Genomic DNA, 17880 nt, shown 5'->3' on the forward strand with positions numbered 1-17880 from the left:
GTGCGGGTCGAACACGCCGCACCGGCTGACTCGGGAGGTGTGTGTGGGAACGCAACTGTTCAAGCGGCCGGCTCGGCAGCGCGCGCCGCGGGAACCACGCGGCGAGATCGTCCTCGAGTCACCCCCTGAGTTGCCCGAGACCACCCAGGGCGGCGGGGTCGGCCAGGCGCTGACCATGCTGCCGATGCTGGCCGGCGCCGGCGGCATGGGACTCATGATGACGGCGCGCGGCGGCACCGGCGGCAGCCCGATCATGATGCTCGCGATGGGCATGATGGCGGTCGCCTTCGCCGGCATGATGGTCGGCAACATCGGACGCCAGTCCGGCGAGAAGCGCCGCAAGCTCGACGGCGACCGCCGCGACTACCAGCGCTACCTCGTGCAGGTACGCCGCCGCGTCCGCAAGGCCGTCGAGCAGCAGCGCAAGGCAGCCCTGTGGCACCACCCGGACCCCGCTTCCCTCTGGTGCCTCGCACTCGGCACCCGGCTGTGGGAGCGCCGTGCCACCGATGTCGACCATCTCGCCGTCCGCATCGGTCGCGGCCCGCAGCGGCTGGCGGTCACGCTGGTCACGCCGGAGACCAAGCCGGTCGAGGACCTCGAGCCGATCTCCGCAGGCGCGCTGCGTCGTTTCGTCGGCACCCACAAGTCCGTCCCCGACCTCCCGGTGGCCGTGTCGCTGCGTGCCTTCGGCCTGATCAGCCTCAACGGGCAGGTCGACCAGACCCGTGCCATGGCGCGGGCGATGATCGCCCAGCTGGCCACGCTGCAGTCGCCCGACGACGTCCGCATCGCCGTCTGCGCCGGCAAGAACACGGTCAGTGACTGGGAATGGCTCAAGTGGCTGCCCCACGCCCTGTCCGAGGACACCGACGCCGTCGGCCAGGTGCGACTGGTCCGCGACGACCTGATCGCCATCGAGGCGCGGCTGGGTGACCTGCTGAGCAGCCGTCCGCGGTTCGGTGCCGATGCCGCGTCCGACGGCCCGCACCTCGTCGTCGTACTCGACGGCGGACGCGTTCCGCCTGAAGCCCAGCTGGCCGCCGGCCTGGTGCAGGGCGTGACCGTGGTCGACCTGCGCGGCGTGCTGCCCACCGAGCACTCCTCCGGTGTGCTGCAGCTCGAGCTGCGCAAGGGCACCGTCTCGATCGTGCGCAAGGAGGGCACCTCGGGAGACATCACCCGCTCCCCGCTGGGCGCCCCCGACGCGCTCTCCACCACGGAGTGCACGACGCTGGCCCGCGCCATGACCCGCTACCGCATGTCCGCCGGCGCCGAGAACGACCCCACCGACCTGCTCACCGTCGACGTCACCCTCCCCGAGCTGCTGCGTCTCGGCGACCCGCACAACATCGACACCGACACCACGTGGCGCCCCCGGGCGGCCCGCAACCGGCTCCGGGTGCCGATCGGGGTCGGGCCCACCGGCCACCCGGTCGACCTCGACATCAAGGAGTCGGCGCAGGGCGGCATGGGGCCCCACGGCCTGGTCATCGGTGCCACCGGATCCGGCAAGTCCGAGCTGCTCCGCACCCTCGTGCTCGGACTGGCCGTCTCCCACTCCCCCGAGATGCTCAACTTCGTGCTGGTCGACTTCAAGGGTGGTGCCACGTTCGCCAGCATGGACGTCCTGCCGCACACCTCGGCGGTGATCACCAACCTCGAGGACGAGCTCATCCTCGTCGACCGCATGAAGGACGCCATCGCCGGTGAGATGGTGCGCCGTCAGGAGGCGCTGCGCGCCGCCGGCAACTACTCGTCGCTGAAGGACTACGAGAAGGCCCGTGAACAGGGCGCTCCCCTGGACCCGATGCCCTCACTGTTCATCGTGGTCGACGAGTTCAGCGAGCTGCTCAGCGCCAAGCCCGACTTCATCGACCTGTTCGTGATGATCGGCCGACTCGGCCGCTCCCTCGGCGTACACCTGCTGCTCGCCTCACAGCGCCTCGAGGAGGGCAAGCTCCGCGGCCTCGACACCCACCTGTCCTACCGGGTCGGGCTGCGCACGTTCTCCGCGATGGAGAGTCGCACGGTGCTCGGTGTCGCCGATGCCTACGAGCTGCCCAGTGCTCCCGGCCACGGTTACCTCAAGGAGGCCAGCGAGGGCCTCGTGCGGTTCCGTGCGGCCTACGTCTCCGCGCCGTACAAGCGCAACCCCAACGCCGTCGGTGCGGGGCTGAGCGAGTCTGCGGTCGGCGGCTACGTGCTGCCCTACGAGGTCGCGTACCTCGAGCCGCGCCAGCAGGAGGTCGAGCCGGAGGACACGACGCCCGAGGCCGAGCCGACCGGGCCGAGCGAGACGCTGATGGAGATCATGGTCGACCGGCTCAAGGGCCGCGGCACCCCGGCACGCCAGGTGTGGCTGCCGCCGCTCGACGAGTCGCCGTCCCTCAACGACCTGCTTCCCCCGCTCGCCGAGACCGAACACGGTCTGCGCCCCGGGCAGTGGGACAACTCGCGGATGCTGTCGGCGCCGATCGGCATCGAGGACAAGCCGTTCGAGCAGCGTCGTGACCCCCTGTGGGTCGGCCTGGCCAGCTCGCACGCGGTCGTGGTCGGCGGTCCGCAGAGCGGCAAGAGCACGCTGCTCCGCACGCTGATCAGCGGCCTGGCCCTGACCCACACGCCGCAGCAGGTGCAGTTCTACTGCATCGACTTCGGTGGCGGCACGCTGAGCGGTCTCTCCGACCTGCCGCACGTCGGTTCCGTGGCCACCCGCATGGACCCCGAGCGTCTGCGCCGCACGGTCTCCGAGATGAACGCGCTGATCGACGGACGCGAGGCGCACTTCACCGCCAAGCGCATCGACTCGATGCAGACCTACCGCCGCATGGTGGCCTCCGGCGCGGAGCCGGGTGACGGGTTCGGCGACGTGTTCCTGGTCGTCGACGGCTGGGGCACGGTGCGCCAGGACCACGAGGCGATGGAAGCCCAGATCACGAAGATCGCCACGCGTGGCCTCGGCTTCGGCGTGCACGTGGTGGTCTCGATCCAGCGCTGGATGGAACTGCGGCCGGCCCTTCGCGACCTCATCGGCCAGCGCCTCGAGCTGCGACTGGGTGACCCCGCCGAGTCCGACGTGGACCGCAGGGCCGCCAAGAACGTCCCGGAGAAGATGCCCGGACGCGGCCTGAGCGTCAACAAGCTGCACTACCTGACCGCACTCCCGCGCATCGACGGGTCCTCCAGCTCCGACGACGTCGCCGACGGCGTGGCCGACATGGTCAAGCGGGTGCGCAACGCGTGGACCGGCCCCGAGGCGCCGGAGGTGCGACTGCTGCCCCGGAAGATGCCGTACGACCAGCTGCCCGTGCCCGACGAGGAGAAGTCGGCGCTGCCGCTCGGCCTCGACGAGGACACGCTCTCGCCGGTGTTCGTGAACTTCGACGCCGAGCCGCACTTCCTGATCCTGGGCGACGTCGAGTCCGGCAAGTCCAACGTGCTGCGGGCCATCGCCCGGGGCATCACGACACGTTGGGATCCCAAGCAGGCGAAGATCGTCACGTTCGACTACCGCTGGGGCATGATCGGCGCGGTCACGACCGGGCACCAGCTCGCCTACGTGACGAACTCCGGTGACGCGCCCGAGATGGTCAAGCAGATCGCCTCCGCGATGCGTGACCGCCTCGCCGGCATCAAGGTCGACCCGACGGCGCAGGAGGTGCCGCGCTGGGAAGGGCCCAAGCTGTTCGTGCTCATCGACGACTACGAGATGATCGCGGCCGCCCAGCCCAACCCGCTCCACGCGCTGCTGGAGTTCCTGCCGCAGGCCCGCGACATCGGCCTCCACGTGGTGCTGACACGCTCTGCCGGCGGTTCGGGCGGCGGCAGCTTCGAGCCGCTGCAGAAGCGCCTCAAGGAGCTCGGCACGCCGGGCCTGCTGCTCTCCGGCTCCAAGGAGGAGGGCGCGGTGCTGCACGGCAACAAGTTCGAGCCCCAGCCCCAGGGCCGAGGCAAGCTGGTCGACCGGCGCACCGGCGTGAAGGTCATCCAGACCCCGATCATGACCAAGTGACCGCTGACCGGCGTACGCCGTGTGGCGGCACGCACGCCGTCACTCGAAGCGCGTGGGGTCTCCAGCGCCGACGCGCACGATCTCGGGCGCGTCGCCCGACCAGTCGATGACGGTGGTCGGCTGCGCCGAGACCTCACCGGCCTCGATCACGATGTCGACGACGTGGTCGAGCTCTTCCTTGATCTCCCAGCCCAGCGTGCGGGGTTCGTCCTCGCCCGGCAGGATCAGCGTGCTGGTCAGCAGCGGCTCACCGAGAGTGTCGAGCAGCGCGTGGACCAGCGGCGAGGTCGGGATGCGCACGCCCACGGTGCGCTTCTTCGGGTGCATCAGCCGCCGCGGCACCTCGCCGGTCGCCGGCAGGATGAAGGTGTAGGGCCCCGGCGTCGAGGCCTTGATCGCCCGGAACGCCGTGTTGTTCACGTGCACGAACTGGCCGAGCTGGGCGAAGTCGCGACACATCAGGGTGAAGTGGTGCTTGTCGTCGAGCTCGCGGATCCGCAGGATTCGGTCGCGGCCGTCACGGTTGCCCAGGGCACACCCCAGCGCGTAGCCCGAGTCGGTCGGGTACGCGATCAGCGCGTCGTCGCGCAGCTGCTCGACGACCTGGTCGATCAGTCGCTGCTGCGGGTTCTCCGGGTGTACGTCGAGGTAGCGCGCCATCGTCGTGGGCTACTTGCCGGCGTTCTGGGCGGCGCGCAGGTCGCGACGCAGCTCGGGCGGGAGCGCGAAGATCAGTGACTCCTCGGCGGTGTGCACTGCCTTGGCGTCGGGGTAGCCGCGGGCGCTGAGGAAGGCCAGCACGCCGTCGACGAGGTCTTCGGGCACGGAGGCACCGGAGGTGACGCTGACCTTGTCGACACCTTCGAGCCAGGCCTCGTCGATCTCGGTGGCGTCGTCGACGCGGTAGGAGGCCTTGGCCCCGGCCTCGAGGGCCACCTCGACCAGGCGCACGGAGTTGGAGGAGTTGCCGGAGCCGACCACGATCACCAGGTCGGCGTCGGCGGCGATCTCCTTGACCGCGAGCTGGCGGTTCTGGGTGGCGTAGCAGATGTCGTCGCTCGGCGGATCGAGCAGCGCGGGGAAGCGCTCCCGGATCGCGGCCACGGTCTCGAGGGTCTCGTCGACCGACAGGGTGGTCTGGGAGAGCCAGGAGACCCGGTTGGGGTCGCGGACCACGATGTTGGCGACGTCTTCGGGGCCCTGCACGAGCTGGATGTGGTCGGGTGCCTCACCGGCGGTGCCCTCGACCTCCTCGTGGCCCTCGTGGCCGATCAGCAGGATGTCGTAGTCGTCGGCGGCGAACCGCTTCGCCTCGTGGTGCACCTTGGTCACCAGCGGGCAGGTGGCGTCGATGGTCTTCAGGCTGCGGGTCTCTGCCTGGCGGTGCACCTCGGGCGAGACGCCGTGGGCGGAGAAGACCACCGTCTCCCCCTGGGGCACCTCGTCGAGCTCTTCGACGAAGATGGCGCCACGGCTCTCGAGATCGGAGACGACGTGCTTGTTGTGCACGATCTGCTTGCGGACGTAGACAGGGGCGCCGTACAGGTCGAGCGCCTTCTCGACAGTGATCACGGCCCGGTCGACGCCGGCGCAGTAGCCACGCGGCGCGGCCAGGCGTACGGCGCGTTCTGCCTCGTCGGGACTGAGGACGGCAGGGGTGCCGAGGTCGGTGCTCATGGGCCCGAGTCTAGACGTCGGGTGTACGCGCCCTGTCGGCGCTGTGGAGAGCCGGAGGCGGGCTGTCGGTCTCCTCCCCTAGGCTCGCGGTCATGGCAATGGAGACCTCCCTCGAATCACCGGCCCCGGTCCGGCAGATCGCCAACGCGATCTCGGGTTGGGTCGACCGGCTCGGCGTGGTGTGGGTCGAGGGCCAGATCGCCCAGCTGAGCCGCCGCCCCGGCCTCAACACCGTGTTCCTGACGTTGCGCGACACGGTCGCCGACATCTCCATCCCGGTGACCTGCTCGCGCACGCTGTTCGACGGCCTGAACCCTCCGGTCGTCGAGGGCGCCAGTGTGGTGATCCAGGCCAAGCCGACGTTCTACGCCGTCCGCGGCACGCTGTCGTTGCAGGCTCGCGGCATCCGCATGGTCGGGCTCGGCGAGCTGCTGGCCCGCATCGAGCGACGCCGCCAGCTGCTCGCCGCCGAGGGCCTGTTCAGCATGGAGCTCAAGCGCAGGCTGCCGTTCCTTCCGCACACCGTCGGCCTGGTCACCTCCCCCGGCTCCGACGCCGAGCGCGACGTGATCGAGAACTCCCGCCGGCGCTGGCCGTCGGTGCAGGTGAAGGTCGCGGCCGCCCGCATGCAGGGACACAACAGCCCGCTCGAGGTGACCGAGGCCCTGCAGAGGCTCGACGCCGACCCCGAGGTCGAGGTGATCGTCATCGCCCGCGGCGGCGGCTCGGTCGAGGACCTGCTGCCCTTCTCCGACGAGGGCCTGCTGCGCGCCGTGCACAAGGCCCGCACGCCCGTGGTCTCCGCGATCGGCCACGAGGCCGACCAGCCGCTGCTCGACCTGGTCGCCGACGTGCGTGCGTCCACACCGACCGACGCCGCGCGGCGCGTGGTGCCCGACATGGCCGAGGAGACGCAGCGCATCGACCAGGCCCGGCAACGTCTGCGCTCCTCGATGCTGGCCTGGCTCGACCGCGAGCAGACCGGGCTGGCGGCGATCCGCAGCAGGCCGGCGATGGCCGACCCGCGCAACCTGCTCGACGACCGGGCCGACGAGGTCGCGCACCTCCGCGACCGCGCCAGGCGCAGCGTGCGCCACCGTCTCGACCGGGCCGGCGACGAGATCGCCCACCACGCCGCGCGGGCCACGGCCCTGTCGCCACTGGCCACCCTGCGCCGGGGGTACGCCGTGCTGCAGGGGCCCGACGGCCACGTCCTCACGTCCGTCACCGGCGTCGACGAGGGCGCCGAGATCTCCGTGCGCGTCGCCGACGGACGCGTGCACGCCACCACCACCAGCATCGAGACCGCGACACCCGTGGTCGAGGTCGACACCGAGGAAGCAGATGCCTGAGCAGACCACTGACGAAGAACTGTCCTACGAGAGCGCCCGCGAGGAGCTGATCACCGTGGTGCAGCGGCTCGAGGCCGGTGGCACCTCGCTCGAGGAGTCACTGGCGTTGTGGGAGCGCGGCGAGAAGCTGGCCCGCACCTGCCAGGGCTGGCTCGACGGTGCCCGCAAGCGGCTCGACGCAGCCGTCGAGGCCACCGACGACGAGTGAGCGGAACCTCGGGGTTCAGGTGACCGGCTCGGTCACCAGCGACTCGGCGACCTGCTGGATCGTGCCGTGGTCGGCGGTCCCGAAGACCAGCACCACCGTGCCGTCGTGCTCCGCGGTCAGCGCGTAGTCACCGTCCTCGTCCTTCCAGGACTGCCAGGTCGGGGCGATCGCACTCTTGAGGGTGACCGAGTCGCCCTTGTCGACGGCATCGTCGTCGACGTACTCCTTGAGGAAGTCCTCAACGGGAGCCGCGCCCTGGTAGACCCCGATGAACTCGTCGTCATGGGTCAGGATGTCGAGCGACCAGCCGGCACCGAGCGCACCCTCGACGTCGACGGCCTTGGCGCCCTCGGGCAGCCTCGGCGGGTAGGCGAGGTTGAAGTCCACGCTCTTCTGGAGGCCCTGCACGGCGGGCAGGTAGTCGATGGCTTCCCGTTCGACGTCGAGGTCGTCGCGGGTCACCGACCGGAAGATCACGAAGACCAGGATCACGCCGACAGTCACGATCATCGCGCCGACCATGCCGATGCTGCTGCCTGAGTAGTGGCTGCCGCCACGCTGCTGGCTCATCGCACGACCCCGGCGTCCGTCGTACGACGACCTGCGGGCCGGTCGTCGTGGTGCTTCGCGTTGTGCACGGCGCTCCTGCTGTGGGTCGAACGGTTTCGCGGCAACGCTAGCGCCTGCCGCCACGGCGGTCGCTGGCGGCCGCACGTCGGGTCGCCGCGTGTGTGACGTCGTGCACGCCGCGAACCGCTGCGGCTATTCAACCAAACGGTTGACAAGGCACCTTGGTCGTCGTACGGTTTATTCAACCAATCAGTTGAAGAAGGTGTCCGCATGACCGACCAGCTCTCGAAGGTCTTCGCCGCCCTGGCCGACCCGACCCGGCGCGACATGGTCGCTCGTCTGACCGAGTCCGACGCGACGGTCAACGACCTGGCGGCGCCGTACGACGTCAGCGTCCAGGCGGTCTCCAAGCACCTGAAGGTGCTCGAGGACGCCGGACTGGTGAGCCGGAGCCGGGAGGCCCAGCGTCGACCTGTGCACCTGGAAGCAGAGGTGTTCGACCTGATGACGAAGTGGATCGAGCGATACCGCCAACGTGCCGAGGAACGGTTCAGCCGCCTCGACGCCGTGCTGGCCGAGCTGAACGAGGACAAGACCGCAGAGACCCCCACCCGCAAGGAAGGAACAGCATCATGACCACCACGAACCCGACCGCCCGCTACACCGAGGCCGCGATCGAGGCCGACCCGAAGGTCCCCGCCGTGCACATCTGGCGCGACTTCGCCGGCACTCCCGAACAGCTCATGAAGGCTCACATGGACCCCGAGCTGTTCGCGAAGTGGATCGGACCCGACTCGCTCACGACCCGGATCGACCAGTGGGACTGCCGCACGCTCGGCTCCTACCGCTACGTCGCGGGTCGTGGGGACGAGGAGTTCGCCTTCCGTGGCACGTTCCCCTACGTCGGCGAGAACAAGCTGGTCCAGACCTTCACCTGGGAGGGCATGCCCGAGGCCATCGCGCTGGAGACGATGACCTTCGAGGACCTCGGCGACGGCCGCACCCGCATGCACGCGTTCTCGTTGTGCGACTCGTTCGAGAGCCGCGACGGCATGCTGTCGAGCGGCATGGAGGTCGGGGTCCACGAGGGCTACGCCAAGCTCGACGCCCTGCTCGCCGACGGGTCGGTCTGAGATGGCCCTGCCTGACTCGGCGGCCGACCGCCACCGCGAGGTCGCCGGCGCCTTCGCGGCCAGGGTCGCAACGACCCCGGACTGGGAGGCTCCCGCGCCCGTGGCCGGCTGGACGGCCCGCGACGTGGTCGCCCACCTGGTCGAGTGGTTCCCGGGATTCCTGGGCGGGGGCGGAATCACCCTGCCGGCCGGTCCCGCCGTTGCCGACGACCCGGTGGCGGCGTGGCAGCACCATGCGGACGCCGTACAACACCTGATCGAGACCCGGGGCGAGGAGTCCTTCACCCACCCGATCGCCGGCACCCACCGGCTGGCCGACGCCGCGGACCGCTTCTACACGGCCGACGTCTTCATGCACACCTGGGACCTCTCGACCGCGACCGGCCAGGAGCACGGCCTCGACGTGGACTTCGCGGCCACGCTCCTCGAGGGCATGGCGCCGATCGAGGAGCTGCTGCGCTCGTCGGGGCAGTACGGCGCCGCCGTGCCCGTCGCCGATGACGCCCCCGTGGTCGACCGCCTGATGGGCTTCATCGGCCGCGACCCGGCCTGGGCGCCCCCGGCCTGAACGGCTGGCCCGAACGAGCTCGGCCGGCCTGGTCGTCAGGAGCAATTTCGCGGACTGTCTGGGCAGGAAAGCCGCAGATGCGGAATACTCGCCGCGTGACCACCTACCGAATAGCGGAAGCGGCAGAAGTCCTCGCCGTCAGCAACGACACCGTGCGTCGCTGGATCGACGGCGGGCGCCTCCCTTCCGTGGCCGGCACGGAAGGCAGCCCGACCACCATCCGTGGCACCGACCTCGCGGCCCTGGCCACAGAGCTGGCCGACCGGCCCGACCGGGACGACCCCCGGAGCACGACGGTCAGCGCGCGCAACCGGCTGTCGGGAATCGTCACCAAGGTCGTCAGGGACACCGTGATGGCGCAGGTCGAGATGATCTGCGGCCCCTACCGGCTGGTCAGCCTGATGAGCAGCGAGGCCGCCGCCGAGCTCGGCCTCGAACCGGGCGTGCGCGCCGTCGCGTCCGTGAAGTCCACCAACGTCGTGATCGAGAGGCACTGAACCCCTGATGCGCATGCGCCCACTGATCGCCGTCTCCGTCCTCACCCTGCTCCCCCTGACCTCCTGCTCCTCCGATGACGACGAGAAGCAGCTGACCGTGCTGGCCGCAGCCTCCCTCACCGGGACCTTCGAGACGCTGGCCTCGACGTTCGAGGACGAGCACGACGGCGTGGACGTGAAGTTCAACTTCGGCTCCAGCACGACCCTGGCCGAGCAGGGCGTCGACGGCGCCCCCGGCGACGTGCTGGCCACCGCCGACGAGAAGTCCATGACCATCGCCGAGGACGGCGACGCACTGGCCGCGGACCCGATGCAGTTCGCGACCAACGAGCTCGTCCTGGTCGTCCCGGCCGACAACCCCGCGAAGATCACCGGGTTCGACGACCTCGCCGACACCGACTGGGTGCGCTGTGCGGACGACGTACCGTGTGGTCGGCTCGCCCTGAGCCTGCTGGAGGAGAACAAGGTGACGGCGGAGCCCAGGAGCCTGGAGGTCGACGTGAAGTCCGTGCTGGCCAAGATCACCTCGGGTGAGGCCGACGCCGGCTTCGTCTACGCCAGCGACGCGGTCGCCGCCGGCGACGACGTGTTGGTCTTCGACGTGCCCGGCGCCGCCGAGCAGCTCAACCCCTACTTCATCGCCCCGCTCGACCAGAACGACAGCGGCGACCTGGCCCAGGAGTGGGTCGACTTCGTGAGCTCCGACGAGGGTCGTAAGATCCTGGACGACGCGGGCTTCGGGAAGCCGTGACCGACCCCCTCGGGCGACCGCCGGTCAGGTTGCTGGTCCCGGCCGCCCTCGGCACCCTGCTCCTGCTGCTCCCCCTCGTCACGCTCGTCGCGGGCACGCCGTGGTCCCTGCTCGGCGAGCAGCTCGCCTCGCCGGAGCTGCGCGAGGCCATGTGGCTCTCGGTGCTCACCGCCACGGTCGCGATGACCATCTGCCTCGTGCTCGGGCTGCCGCTGGCCTGGGTGCTGGCCCGGGTCGAGTTCCCCGGGCGCGGGGTCGTGCGCACCCTGGTCACGGTGCCGCTCGTGCTGCCCCCGGTGGTCGCCGGCGTCGCGCTGGCCAGCGCCTTCGGCCGCACGGGCTTCATCGGCGAACCCCTGCGAGAGCTGACCGGCTTCTCCCTCCCCTACACGACGGCCGGCGTGGTCCTGGCCCACACGTTCGTCGCGCTGCCGTTCGTCGTACTCAGCATCGAGGGCGCCCTGCGCACCGCACGCCGTGAGTACGACGCCGCGGCCGCCACACTGGGCGCCACGCGCTGGCTCACCTTCCGCGCGGTCACCGTGCCTTTGGCGATGCCCGGCATCCTGGCCGGGATCATGCTGGGCTGGGCCCGCTCCATCGGTGAGTTCGGCGCCACCATCACCTTCGCCGGCAACTACCCCGGCACCACGCAGACGATGCCGACGCTGATCTACGTCTCGATCAACTCCGAGCCCGAGGCCGCCAGGTCGCTGAGCCTGGTGCTGCTGGTCTTCTCGATCGTCGTGCTGGTGGCCCTGCGCGACCGTTGGCTGGTGGCCCGATGAGCGCCCTGTCGCTCGACCTCGAGGTGCCCGGCCGGGTCCACGCTGTGCTCGACGCCGACCGCGGCGACGTGATCGCGGTGATCGGTCCTAACGGCGCGGGCAAGTCGAGCCTGGTCAAGGCGCTGGCCGGTCTCGTGCCCGCGCGCGGCCACGCCACGCTCGACGGCGTGGACCTCACCGGCGTGCCCACTCGGGAGCGCGGCGTCGGCATGGTGTTCCAGGACCAGCTGCTGTTTCCCCACCTCGATGCCCGGCACAACGTGGCCTTCGGACCCCGGGCCCGCGGCGTACCGAAGGCCGAGGCGCTGCGTCGCGCCGAGCAGTGGCTGACGCGTCTCGGGGTCGACGACCTCGCCCACCGCAGACCCGGAGAGCTCTCCGGCGGGCAGGCCCAACGCGTCTCGATCGCCCGGGCCCTGGTCACCGAACCCGACCTGCTGCTGCTCGACGAGCCGATGAGCGGGCTCGATGTCGGGGTCGCGGCGTCCCTGCGCATCGAGCTGGCCAGGCACCTCGCCGAGTTCGGGGGGATCTCGCTGCTGGTCACCCACGACGCGCTCGACGCCCTGACCGTGGCGAACCGGGTGCTGGTGCTCGACGGCGGGGAGGTGGCCCAGTTCGGCACCCCCGACGAGGTCACCCAGCGTCCGGTCACCGACCACGTGGCCCGGCTCGTGGGCCTCAACGTCCTGCGCGACGGCACCGAGCTGCGTGCGTTCGAGCCCACGGCGGTCACGGTCGACCTGAACGAACCCAGCGGCTCGGCCCGGCACCACTGGCGGGGCACGATCGTCGTGGTCACCCCGCACGGCGCCGCGATGCGGGTCGTCGTACACGTGGCCGACGACGGTCCGGAGCTCCTCGCCGACGTGACGCCGGCGGCCGCCGTCGAGCTCGGACTGTCGGTCGGACGGGTGGTGTGGCTGTCCGTCAAGCAGACATCGGTGCGGTCCTACACCGCGCCCTCGTGATGAGCCGATAGCATTCGCCCATGCCTACGCGCCCCCCTGAGTTCCGTGTTGCCCCCGAGTCCCCCGACCGCAACCTCGCCCTGGAACTGGTCCGGGTCACCGAGGCGGCCGCGATGGCTGCTGGCCGCTGGGTCGGCCGGGGCGACAAGAACGGTGCGGACGGCGTGGCGGTCAACGCCATGCGCGTGATGATCTCCAGCATCGGCATGAAGGGCACCGTCGTGATCGGCGAGGGCGAGAAGGACAACGCCCCCATGCTCTACAACGGCGAAGAGGTCGGCGACGGCAGCGGCCCCGAGTGCGACGTCGCGGTCGACCCGATCGACGGCACCACCCTCGCCGCCAAGGGCATGACCAACGCGGTCTCGGTGCTCGCGGTCGCCCCGCGCGGCACGATGTACGACCCGTCGGCCGTGTTCTACATGGACAAGCTGGTCACCGGACCCGAGGCCGCAGACGTGGTCGACATTCGTCTGCCCGCCGCCGAGAACATCAACCTCGTCGCGAAGGCCAAGGGCTCGAGCCCCGAGGACGTCACCGTCGTGATCCTCGACCGTCCGCGCCACGCGGACCTCGTCGAGGAGATCCGGGCGACCGGTGCCCGCATCAAGTTCATCAGCGACGGCGACGTCGCCGGCGCAATCATGGCGGCCCGCCCCGACACCGGTATCGACCTGCTGATGGGCGTCGGCGGCACTCCCGAGGGCATCATCACCGCCTGCGCGATGAAGTGCATCGGCGGCACCATCCAGGGTCGCCTGTGGCCGACCGACGACGAGGAGCGCCAGCGCGCGATCGATGCCGGGCTCGACCTCGACGCGATCCTGACCACCGACGAGCTGGTCACCGGTGACGACTGCTTCTTCGTGGCCACCGGCATCACCGACGGCGAGCTGCTCAAGGGGGTCCGCTACCGCGCGGGCGGGGCGACCACGCACTCACTGGTCATGCGCTCGCGCAGCGGCACGATCCGCAACATCACCAGCGAGCACCGCCTGCGCAAGCTGCGCGCCTACAGCGCCATCGACTTCGACTGAGCACAGTCGGTCGGCGGGGAGTCGGCGTACGCCGGCGGGAGCCCGTGTACGTCGGCACTTGTGCGCCCCTGTTGACACTTCCACCCCCGTCAGCAGGGTGCACAGCGGCACGGACGGCGCATTACATGCGGTGGGGTCAGGCGGTGTCGGCGGGGGCTGCGGCGCGGGTGGTTCGGCGCTGGGCGGCCAGCTCGGCGACCACGTGGTCGGCCACCCGCGGATCGATCGCCATGCCGATGTGACTGGCATGCACCTCGATCGACGTCGCCAACGGGTCCACGCACGACGCCGGGTCGACCAGCCCGTCACCGGCCGACCAGATGCAGGTGAAGTCGACGCCTGACGGGATCGGCTGACGCGACTCGTGCCAGGCCGAGCGTGCGCAGTCACCGCGGACGCAGGACTCCCCCATCACCCCTGGTACGCCGACCTGGTTGAGCCGGACGAGCACGTCGGCGGCACCGAGCAGCAACGGATGGGCGGTGCCGGGCGCCATCATCGGGCTGCCCATCGTGATGATGCCGGACACCAGGTCGGGTCGGCGTACGGCCAGCCCGCGGGCGAGCATGCCGCCCAGTGAGTGCCCGACGATGCGGACCCGGCTGTCGCGCTTGGTGGCGATCGCCTCGAGGCGCCGTTCGAGAAGTGCCGCGTTGGTGGTCAGGCACGACACGTTGGTGTGGATGTGGGAGCGGTAGGTGCGGTAGCCGTGGCGGCGCAGCGTGTGCGCCATGAGCCGCAGCGTGTAGTCGCCGGCCAGGAATCCCGGCACCAGCAGGACTGGCTCGATCGAGCGCTGCGGAGCGCGGCTGACGTAGGGAGTGCCCAACAGCTCACGCTTGTCGGCGAGGGAGCGCCGGATCGCGCGCCCGGCCTCGGGCCACACGCTGAGCTCACGGACCAGACTGAGCGCCCCGGGCTGGTGGTAGCCCGCAGGTGCCAGGAAGTCGCCGATGCTGTTCGCCACGTCGCCACCGTAGAACGGCAGGACCCCGCGGACAGGCAATTCCCGCTCCTCTCGGAGCGTCGTGTTGGATGAATGCATGAGCGACGTCCATGTCTCCGAAGAACTGTTCGCCCCCGTCGGCGGCGGTGTCGAGCTGTGCTACCAGACCTTCGGCGATCCTTCCGCCGACCCCCTGCTGCTGGTGATGGGCCTGGGCGGGCCGATGATCTGGTGGGACGACGAGTTCTGCAAGCTCCTTGCCGGCAAGGGCTTCCACGTCATCCGCTACGACAACCGCGACACCGGCAAGTCCTCCCACGTGCGCGGTCGGGTCCGTCGGCCCGACCTGGTCCGGGCCTTCCTCACCGGCCGGGGCGCGGCGCCGTACGGCATCTCGGACATGGCCTCCGACGGCGTCGGCCTGCTCGACCACCTCGCCATCGACTCCGCCCACGTGGTGGGTATCTCGATGGGCGGCATGATCGTGCAGACGATGGCCCTCGACCACCCGGGCCGGGTGCGTTCGCTGACGTCGATCATGTCGACCACCGGCAAGCGCAGCGTCGGGTGGCAGGACCCCAAGCTGCTGCCGCGACTGCTGGCCGGCAAGCAGGTGGACCGTCAGGCGTACGTCGACACGTCCGTGGCGTTCGCGAAGCTGATCGGCTCCCCCAGCTACCCGGAGCCGACCGAGCGGGCCACGAAGCGGGCCGAGGACACCTTCGACCGCGGCCTCAACGGGCCCGGCGTCCTGCGCCACATGATGGCCGTGCTGACCCAGCCGAACCGCTCGAAAGCCCTGCACTCGTTGACGATTCCCAGCCAGGTCATCCACGGACTGCGCGACCGCATGGTGCACGTCTCCGGTGGTCGGGCGACCTCCGCGGCGATCCCCGGGTCGGAGCTCCTGCTCGTCGACGGCATGGGCCACGACCTGCCACCCGAGCTCTGGGAATCAGTGACCGACGCCATCCGTCGTACGGCGGACCGCGGCAACATCTGATCCGCCCTAGCAGGTGTCGCAACCCCCTACAAGTGGCTTGCCAAATCGGCGCAAGAGGTCGAGTGTGAGGTAGACCACGACAGGGAGGCACTCGTGAAGCAACCCTCAACGCACAGAGGGCGCTCGCGTCGCACCATTGCGGCCCTAGCGTCACTGGCTTGTACGGCCGGTCTGCTGACATCCTGCTCGGCGTTCGGAGACGACTCCGGCCCGCCGACGCTCAACTGGTACGTCAATCCCGACGGTGTCGAGACCCTGACCAAGCTGGCCAAGCAGTGCAGCACCGACGACTATGACATCGAGATCCAGCTGCTGCCGTCCGGTGCAACGGATCAGCGCACGCAGCTCGCTCGCCGGCTCGCCGCCAAGGACTCGTCGACCGACCTGATGAGCCTCGACCCCGTGTTCGTCGCCGAGTTCGCCAACGCCGGGTGGCTGGAGAAGCTCCCCGAGGACACGGCGGCCAAGGCGGTCGACGAAGACGTCCTCACCGGTGCCGCCGAGACCGTCAAGTGGGACGACGCGGTGTACGCGTTCCCGCAGTGGGCCAACACCCAGGTGCTCTGGTACCGCAAGTCGCTGGCCGAGAAGGCAGGACTCGACATGACCAAGCCGGTGACCTGGAGCGAGGTCATCGAAGCCGCCGAGAAGGCCGGCGGCACGGTCGGCGTCCAGGCCAACAAGTACGAGGCGTACGTCGTGTGGATCAACGCGCTGATCCAGGGCGCGGGCGGCGACATCATCTCCGACAACGAGGCCGGCAAGGACGCCAAGATCGACATCGACTCCGATGCCGGCAAGAAGGCCGCCGAGGTGATCAAGCAGCTCGCCGACTCCGACGCGAAGCAGCCTGACCTGTCGACCTCCAACGAGGGCACCAGCCTGGGCGCGATGTTCCCGGAGGGGGCCCCGGGCGAGTTCATGACGAACTGGACCTTCGTCTACAAGAACTACGAGGGCGTGATCGGCAAGCCGGGCGGCCCGGTCGACAAGGACGCGTTCGGCGACCTCGGCTACGCCCGCTACCCCGAGACCGTGGCCGGCGAGGACTCCAAGCCGCCGATCGGCGGCATCGACATCGGCGTCGGCGCCTACTCCGAGCACCCCGACTTCGCGATGGCGGCGGCGGAGTGCGTGACCAACACGGAGGCCCAGGTGGCGCTGGCCGTCGAGTCCGGCCTGATGCCGGCCCGCGCGTCGGCGTACGAGGACCCGGCACTGGCCAAGGCCTATCCGCCGGATCTGCTCAAGCTCTTCCGGGAGAGCGTCGACACCGGCGGACCCCGGCCCAAGAGCGCCTACTACGCCACGATCTCGGCTGCGATCCAGAGCCAGTGGCACTCTCCCTTCGACGTCGATCCGGACTCCACTCCGGGTGACTCGGCCGACTTCCTCTCGGACGTCCTCAACGGAAAGGCACTCCTGTGAGCACGGCAACCGTCGAGAAGCCTGCCCGGGGCAAGGGCAAGGTCCGGGCAAGTGACCGGGCCAGGGCGGAGAACAGCCTGGGCCAGAAGCTGGTGGCACCGGCCATCTTCGTGATGCTGCTGGTGACCGCGTTCCCGATGCTCCGGGCGCTCTACCTCTCGGTGTTCAACTACACCCTCACCGCACCCGACGACCGCGAGTTCGTCGGGCTGAGCAACTACATCACCGCACTGACCGACCCGCTGTTCTGGCGCGACACCGGGGTGACCGTCCTCTACATGCTGGTCACCGTCTCCGTCGAGCTCGTGATCGGGTTCGTCTTCGCGATGGTGATGCACCGGGTGATCTTCGCCCGCGGGCTCATCCGCACGTCGATCCTGATCCCCTACGGCATCATCACCGTGGTCTCGGGCTTCGCCTGGCAGTTCGCGTTCAGCTACCAGAACGGCTTCGTCAACGGGTGGCTGCCGGGCATCAGCGAACAGTTCAACTGGTTCGGTGAGACCACACCGGCGGTGATCGCGATCATGGTCTCCGAGATCTGGAAGACCACACCGTTCATGTCACTCCTGCTGCTGGCCGGGCTCGCCCAGGTCTCGGAGGACATGATCGAGGCCGCCAAGGTGGACGGTGCCTCCTGGACCCAACGACTGTTCAAGGTGATCCTGCCCAACATGCAGGCAGCCATCATGGTCGCCGTACTCTTCAGGGCCCTCGACGCCTACCGCATCTTCGACAACATCTTCGTGATGACCAATGGTGCGTCCGGGACGGAGTCGATCTCGTTCCTGACCTATCGGCAGACCATCGAGCAGTTCCAGCTCGGCATGGGATCGGCACTCTCCGTGCTGCTCTTCCTCTCCGTGCTGCTGATCGCCTGGCTGATCGTCAAACTGTTCCGCGTCGACCTCGCCGCGGCACGGCAGGAGGGCTGAG

18 protein-coding genes are annotated in these 17880 nt (G+C 69.8%); 14 read left to right on the top strand and 4 right to left on the bottom strand.

From position 1 onward, the window contains the following. Positions 1-43: 43 nt before the first annotated feature. The gene (gene eccCa / locus ASH02_RS11840) at positions 44-4015 is read left to right on the top strand and encodes a type VII secretion protein EccCa (RefSeq protein ID WP_056681408.1); all 3972 of its coding nucleotides are present in this window, start codon (positions 44-46) and stop codon (positions 4013-4015) included. A 39-nt stretch (positions 4016-4054) separates the two neighbouring features. Here the strand turns inward: eccCa and ASH02_RS11845 are convergent, their stop codons facing one another. Both ASH02_RS11845 and ASH02_RS11850 read right to left on the bottom strand, forming a co-directional pair. Further along, on the bottom strand, positions 4055-4675 hold the full coding sequence (locus ASH02_RS11845; protein ID WP_056681409.1) for an L-threonylcarbamoyladenylate synthase: 621 nt from the start codon (positions 4673-4675) through the stop codon (positions 4055-4057). A gap of 9 nt (positions 4676-4684) precedes the next feature. Further along, positions 4685-5692 (bottom strand): 4-hydroxy-3-methylbut-2-enyl diphosphate reductase, encoded by a 1008-nt coding sequence (locus ASH02_RS11850; protein ID WP_056681410.1) that lies wholly within the window; start codon positions 5690-5692, stop codon positions 4685-4687. Positions 5693-5784: 92 nt separating this feature from the next. Between ASH02_RS11850 and xseA the strand changes: the two genes are divergently transcribed. Continuing rightward, complete coding sequence (xseA, locus tag ASH02_RS11855; protein WP_056681411.1) at positions 5785-7044, top strand: exodeoxyribonuclease VII large subunit; 1260 nt, start codon at positions 5785-5787, stop codon at positions 7042-7044. After that, entirely contained in the window at positions 7037-7252 is a 216-nt protein-coding gene (locus tag ASH02_RS11860; protein WP_056681412.1) for an exodeoxyribonuclease VII small subunit, read from the top strand. Before xseA ends, ASH02_RS11860 begins: the two co-directional genes overlap by 8 nt. 15 nt (positions 7253-7267) lie before the next feature. Here ASH02_RS11860 and ASH02_RS11865 read toward each other — a convergent pair whose 3' ends face one another. Beyond that, positions 7268-7822, bottom strand: coding sequence for a DUF4245 family protein (locus ASH02_RS11865; RefSeq protein WP_056681413.1), 555 nt, complete (start codon positions 7820-7822; stop codon positions 7268-7270). Positions 7823-8092: 270 nt separating this feature from the next. On the opposite strand from ASH02_RS11865, the gene ASH02_RS11870 reads away from it, so the two are divergent. The 8 genes from ASH02_RS11870 to glpX all read left to right on the top strand — a co-directional run bounded on the left by ASH02_RS11870 (position 8093) and on the right by glpX (position 13567). Beyond that, on the top strand, positions 8093-8458 hold the full coding sequence (locus ASH02_RS11870; RefSeq protein ID WP_056681414.1) for an ArsR/SmtB family transcription factor: 366 nt from the start codon (positions 8093-8095) through the stop codon (positions 8456-8458). Next, on the top strand, positions 8455-8955 hold the full coding sequence (locus tag ASH02_RS11875; RefSeq protein ID WP_056681415.1) for an SRPBCC domain-containing protein: 501 nt from the start codon (positions 8455-8457) through the stop codon (positions 8953-8955). The genes ASH02_RS11870 and ASH02_RS11875 overlap by 4 nt, the downstream gene beginning before the upstream one ends. Position 8956: 1 nt before the next feature. Then, positions 8957-9523 carry a maleylpyruvate isomerase family mycothiol-dependent enzyme gene (locus ASH02_RS11880; RefSeq protein WP_056681416.1) on the top strand — a complete coding sequence of 189 codons (567 nt, stop codon included), beginning with the start codon at positions 8957-8959 and terminating at the stop codon, positions 9521-9523. Positions 9524-9618: 95 nt separating this feature from the next. Further along, positions 9619-10020, top strand: a complete 402-nt coding sequence (locus ASH02_RS11885) for a TOBE domain-containing protein (RefSeq protein WP_200949830.1) — start codon at positions 9619-9621, stop codon at positions 10018-10020. Between the two features lie 7 nt (positions 10021-10027). Beyond that, a complete protein-coding gene (modA, locus tag ASH02_RS25640; RefSeq protein WP_082620877.1) occupies positions 10028-10771 on the top strand; it encodes a molybdate ABC transporter substrate-binding protein in 744 nt (247 codons plus the stop codon). Continuing rightward, positions 10768-11559, top strand: coding sequence for an ABC transporter permease (locus tag ASH02_RS11890; RefSeq protein ID WP_082563775.1), 792 nt, complete (start codon positions 10768-10770; stop codon positions 11557-11559). Before modA ends, ASH02_RS11890 begins: the two co-directional genes overlap by 4 nt. Next, the gene (locus ASH02_RS11895) at positions 11556-12530 is read left to right on the top strand and encodes an ABC transporter ATP-binding protein (protein WP_056681418.1); all 975 of its coding nucleotides are present in this window, start codon (positions 11556-11558) and stop codon (positions 12528-12530) included. The genes ASH02_RS11890 and ASH02_RS11895 overlap by 4 nt, the downstream gene beginning before the upstream one ends. Before the next feature lie 20 nt (positions 12531-12550). After that, a complete protein-coding gene (gene glpX, locus ASH02_RS11900) occupies positions 12551-13567 on the top strand; it encodes a class II fructose-bisphosphatase (protein WP_056681419.1) in 1017 nt (338 codons plus the stop codon). 136 nt (positions 13568-13703) lie between these two features. Here the strand turns inward: glpX and ASH02_RS11905 are convergent, their stop codons facing one another. Next, the gene (locus ASH02_RS11905) at positions 13704-14534 is read right to left on the bottom strand and encodes an esterase/lipase family protein (protein ID WP_162250951.1); all 831 of its coding nucleotides are present in this window, start codon (positions 14532-14534) and stop codon (positions 13704-13706) included. Between the two features lie 76 nt (positions 14535-14610). On the opposite strand from ASH02_RS11905, the gene ASH02_RS11910 reads away from it, so the two are divergent. From ASH02_RS11910 to ASH02_RS11920, 3 genes are all read left to right on the top strand, one after another. Beyond that, complete coding sequence (locus ASH02_RS11910; RefSeq protein ID WP_056681421.1) at positions 14611-15516, top strand: alpha/beta fold hydrolase; 906 nt, start codon at positions 14611-14613, stop codon at positions 15514-15516. A 93-nt stretch (positions 15517-15609) separates the two neighbouring features. Then, the gene (locus ASH02_RS11915) at positions 15610-16944 is read left to right on the top strand and encodes an extracellular solute-binding protein (RefSeq protein WP_056889866.1); all 1335 of its coding nucleotides are present in this window, start codon (positions 15610-15612) and stop codon (positions 16942-16944) included. Then, a complete protein-coding gene (locus ASH02_RS11920) occupies positions 16941-17879 on the top strand; it encodes a carbohydrate ABC transporter permease (RefSeq protein ID WP_056681423.1) in 939 nt (312 codons plus the stop codon). The genes ASH02_RS11915 and ASH02_RS11920 overlap by 4 nt, the downstream gene beginning before the upstream one ends. Position 17880 lies beyond the last annotated feature (1 nt).

Source organism: Nocardioides sp. Soil796, from assembly GCF_001429525.1.
In the GTDB taxonomy this organism is placed as follows: Bacteria; Actinomycetota; Actinomycetes; order Propionibacteriales; family Nocardioidaceae; genus Nocardioides.

Excerpts from the sequence above, each read along its gene's own strand:
- ASH02_RS11845 (WP_056681409.1), bottom strand. The coding sequence starts at position 4,675 with ATGGCGCGCTACCTCGACGTACACCCGGAGAACCCGCAGCAGCGACTG.
- ASH02_RS11850 (WP_056681410.1), bottom strand. The coding sequence starts at position 5,692 with ATGAGCACCGACCTCGGCACCCCTGCCGTCCTCAGTCCCGACGAGGCA.
- xseA (WP_056681411.1), top strand. The coding sequence starts at position 5,785 with ATGGCAATGGAGACCTCCCTCGAATCACCGGCCCCGGTCCGGCAGATC.
- ASH02_RS11860 (WP_056681412.1), top strand. The coding sequence starts at position 7,037 with ATGCCTGAGCAGACCACTGACGAAGAACTGTCCTACGAGAGCGCCCGC.
- ASH02_RS11865 (WP_056681413.1), bottom strand. The coding sequence starts at position 7,822 with ATGAGCCAGCAGCGTGGCGGCAGCCACTACTCAGGCAGCAGCATCGGC.
- ASH02_RS11870 (WP_056681414.1), top strand. The coding sequence starts at position 8,093 with ATGACCGACCAGCTCTCGAAGGTCTTCGCCGCCCTGGCCGACCCGACC.
- ASH02_RS11875 (WP_056681415.1), top strand. The coding sequence starts at position 8,455 with ATGACCACCACGAACCCGACCGCCCGCTACACCGAGGCCGCGATCGAG.
- ASH02_RS11880 (WP_056681416.1), top strand. The coding sequence starts at position 8,957 with ATGGCCCTGCCTGACTCGGCGGCCGACCGCCACCGCGAGGTCGCCGGC.
- modA (WP_082620877.1), top strand. The coding sequence starts at position 10,028 with ATGCGCATGCGCCCACTGATCGCCGTCTCCGTCCTCACCCTGCTCCCC.
- ASH02_RS11895 (WP_056681418.1), top strand. The coding sequence starts at position 11,556 with ATGAGCGCCCTGTCGCTCGACCTCGAGGTGCCCGGCCGGGTCCACGCT.
- glpX (WP_056681419.1), top strand. The coding sequence starts at position 12,551 with ATGCCTACGCGCCCCCCTGAGTTCCGTGTTGCCCCCGAGTCCCCCGAC.
- ASH02_RS11910 (WP_056681421.1), top strand. The coding sequence starts at position 14,611 with ATGAGCGACGTCCATGTCTCCGAAGAACTGTTCGCCCCCGTCGGCGGC.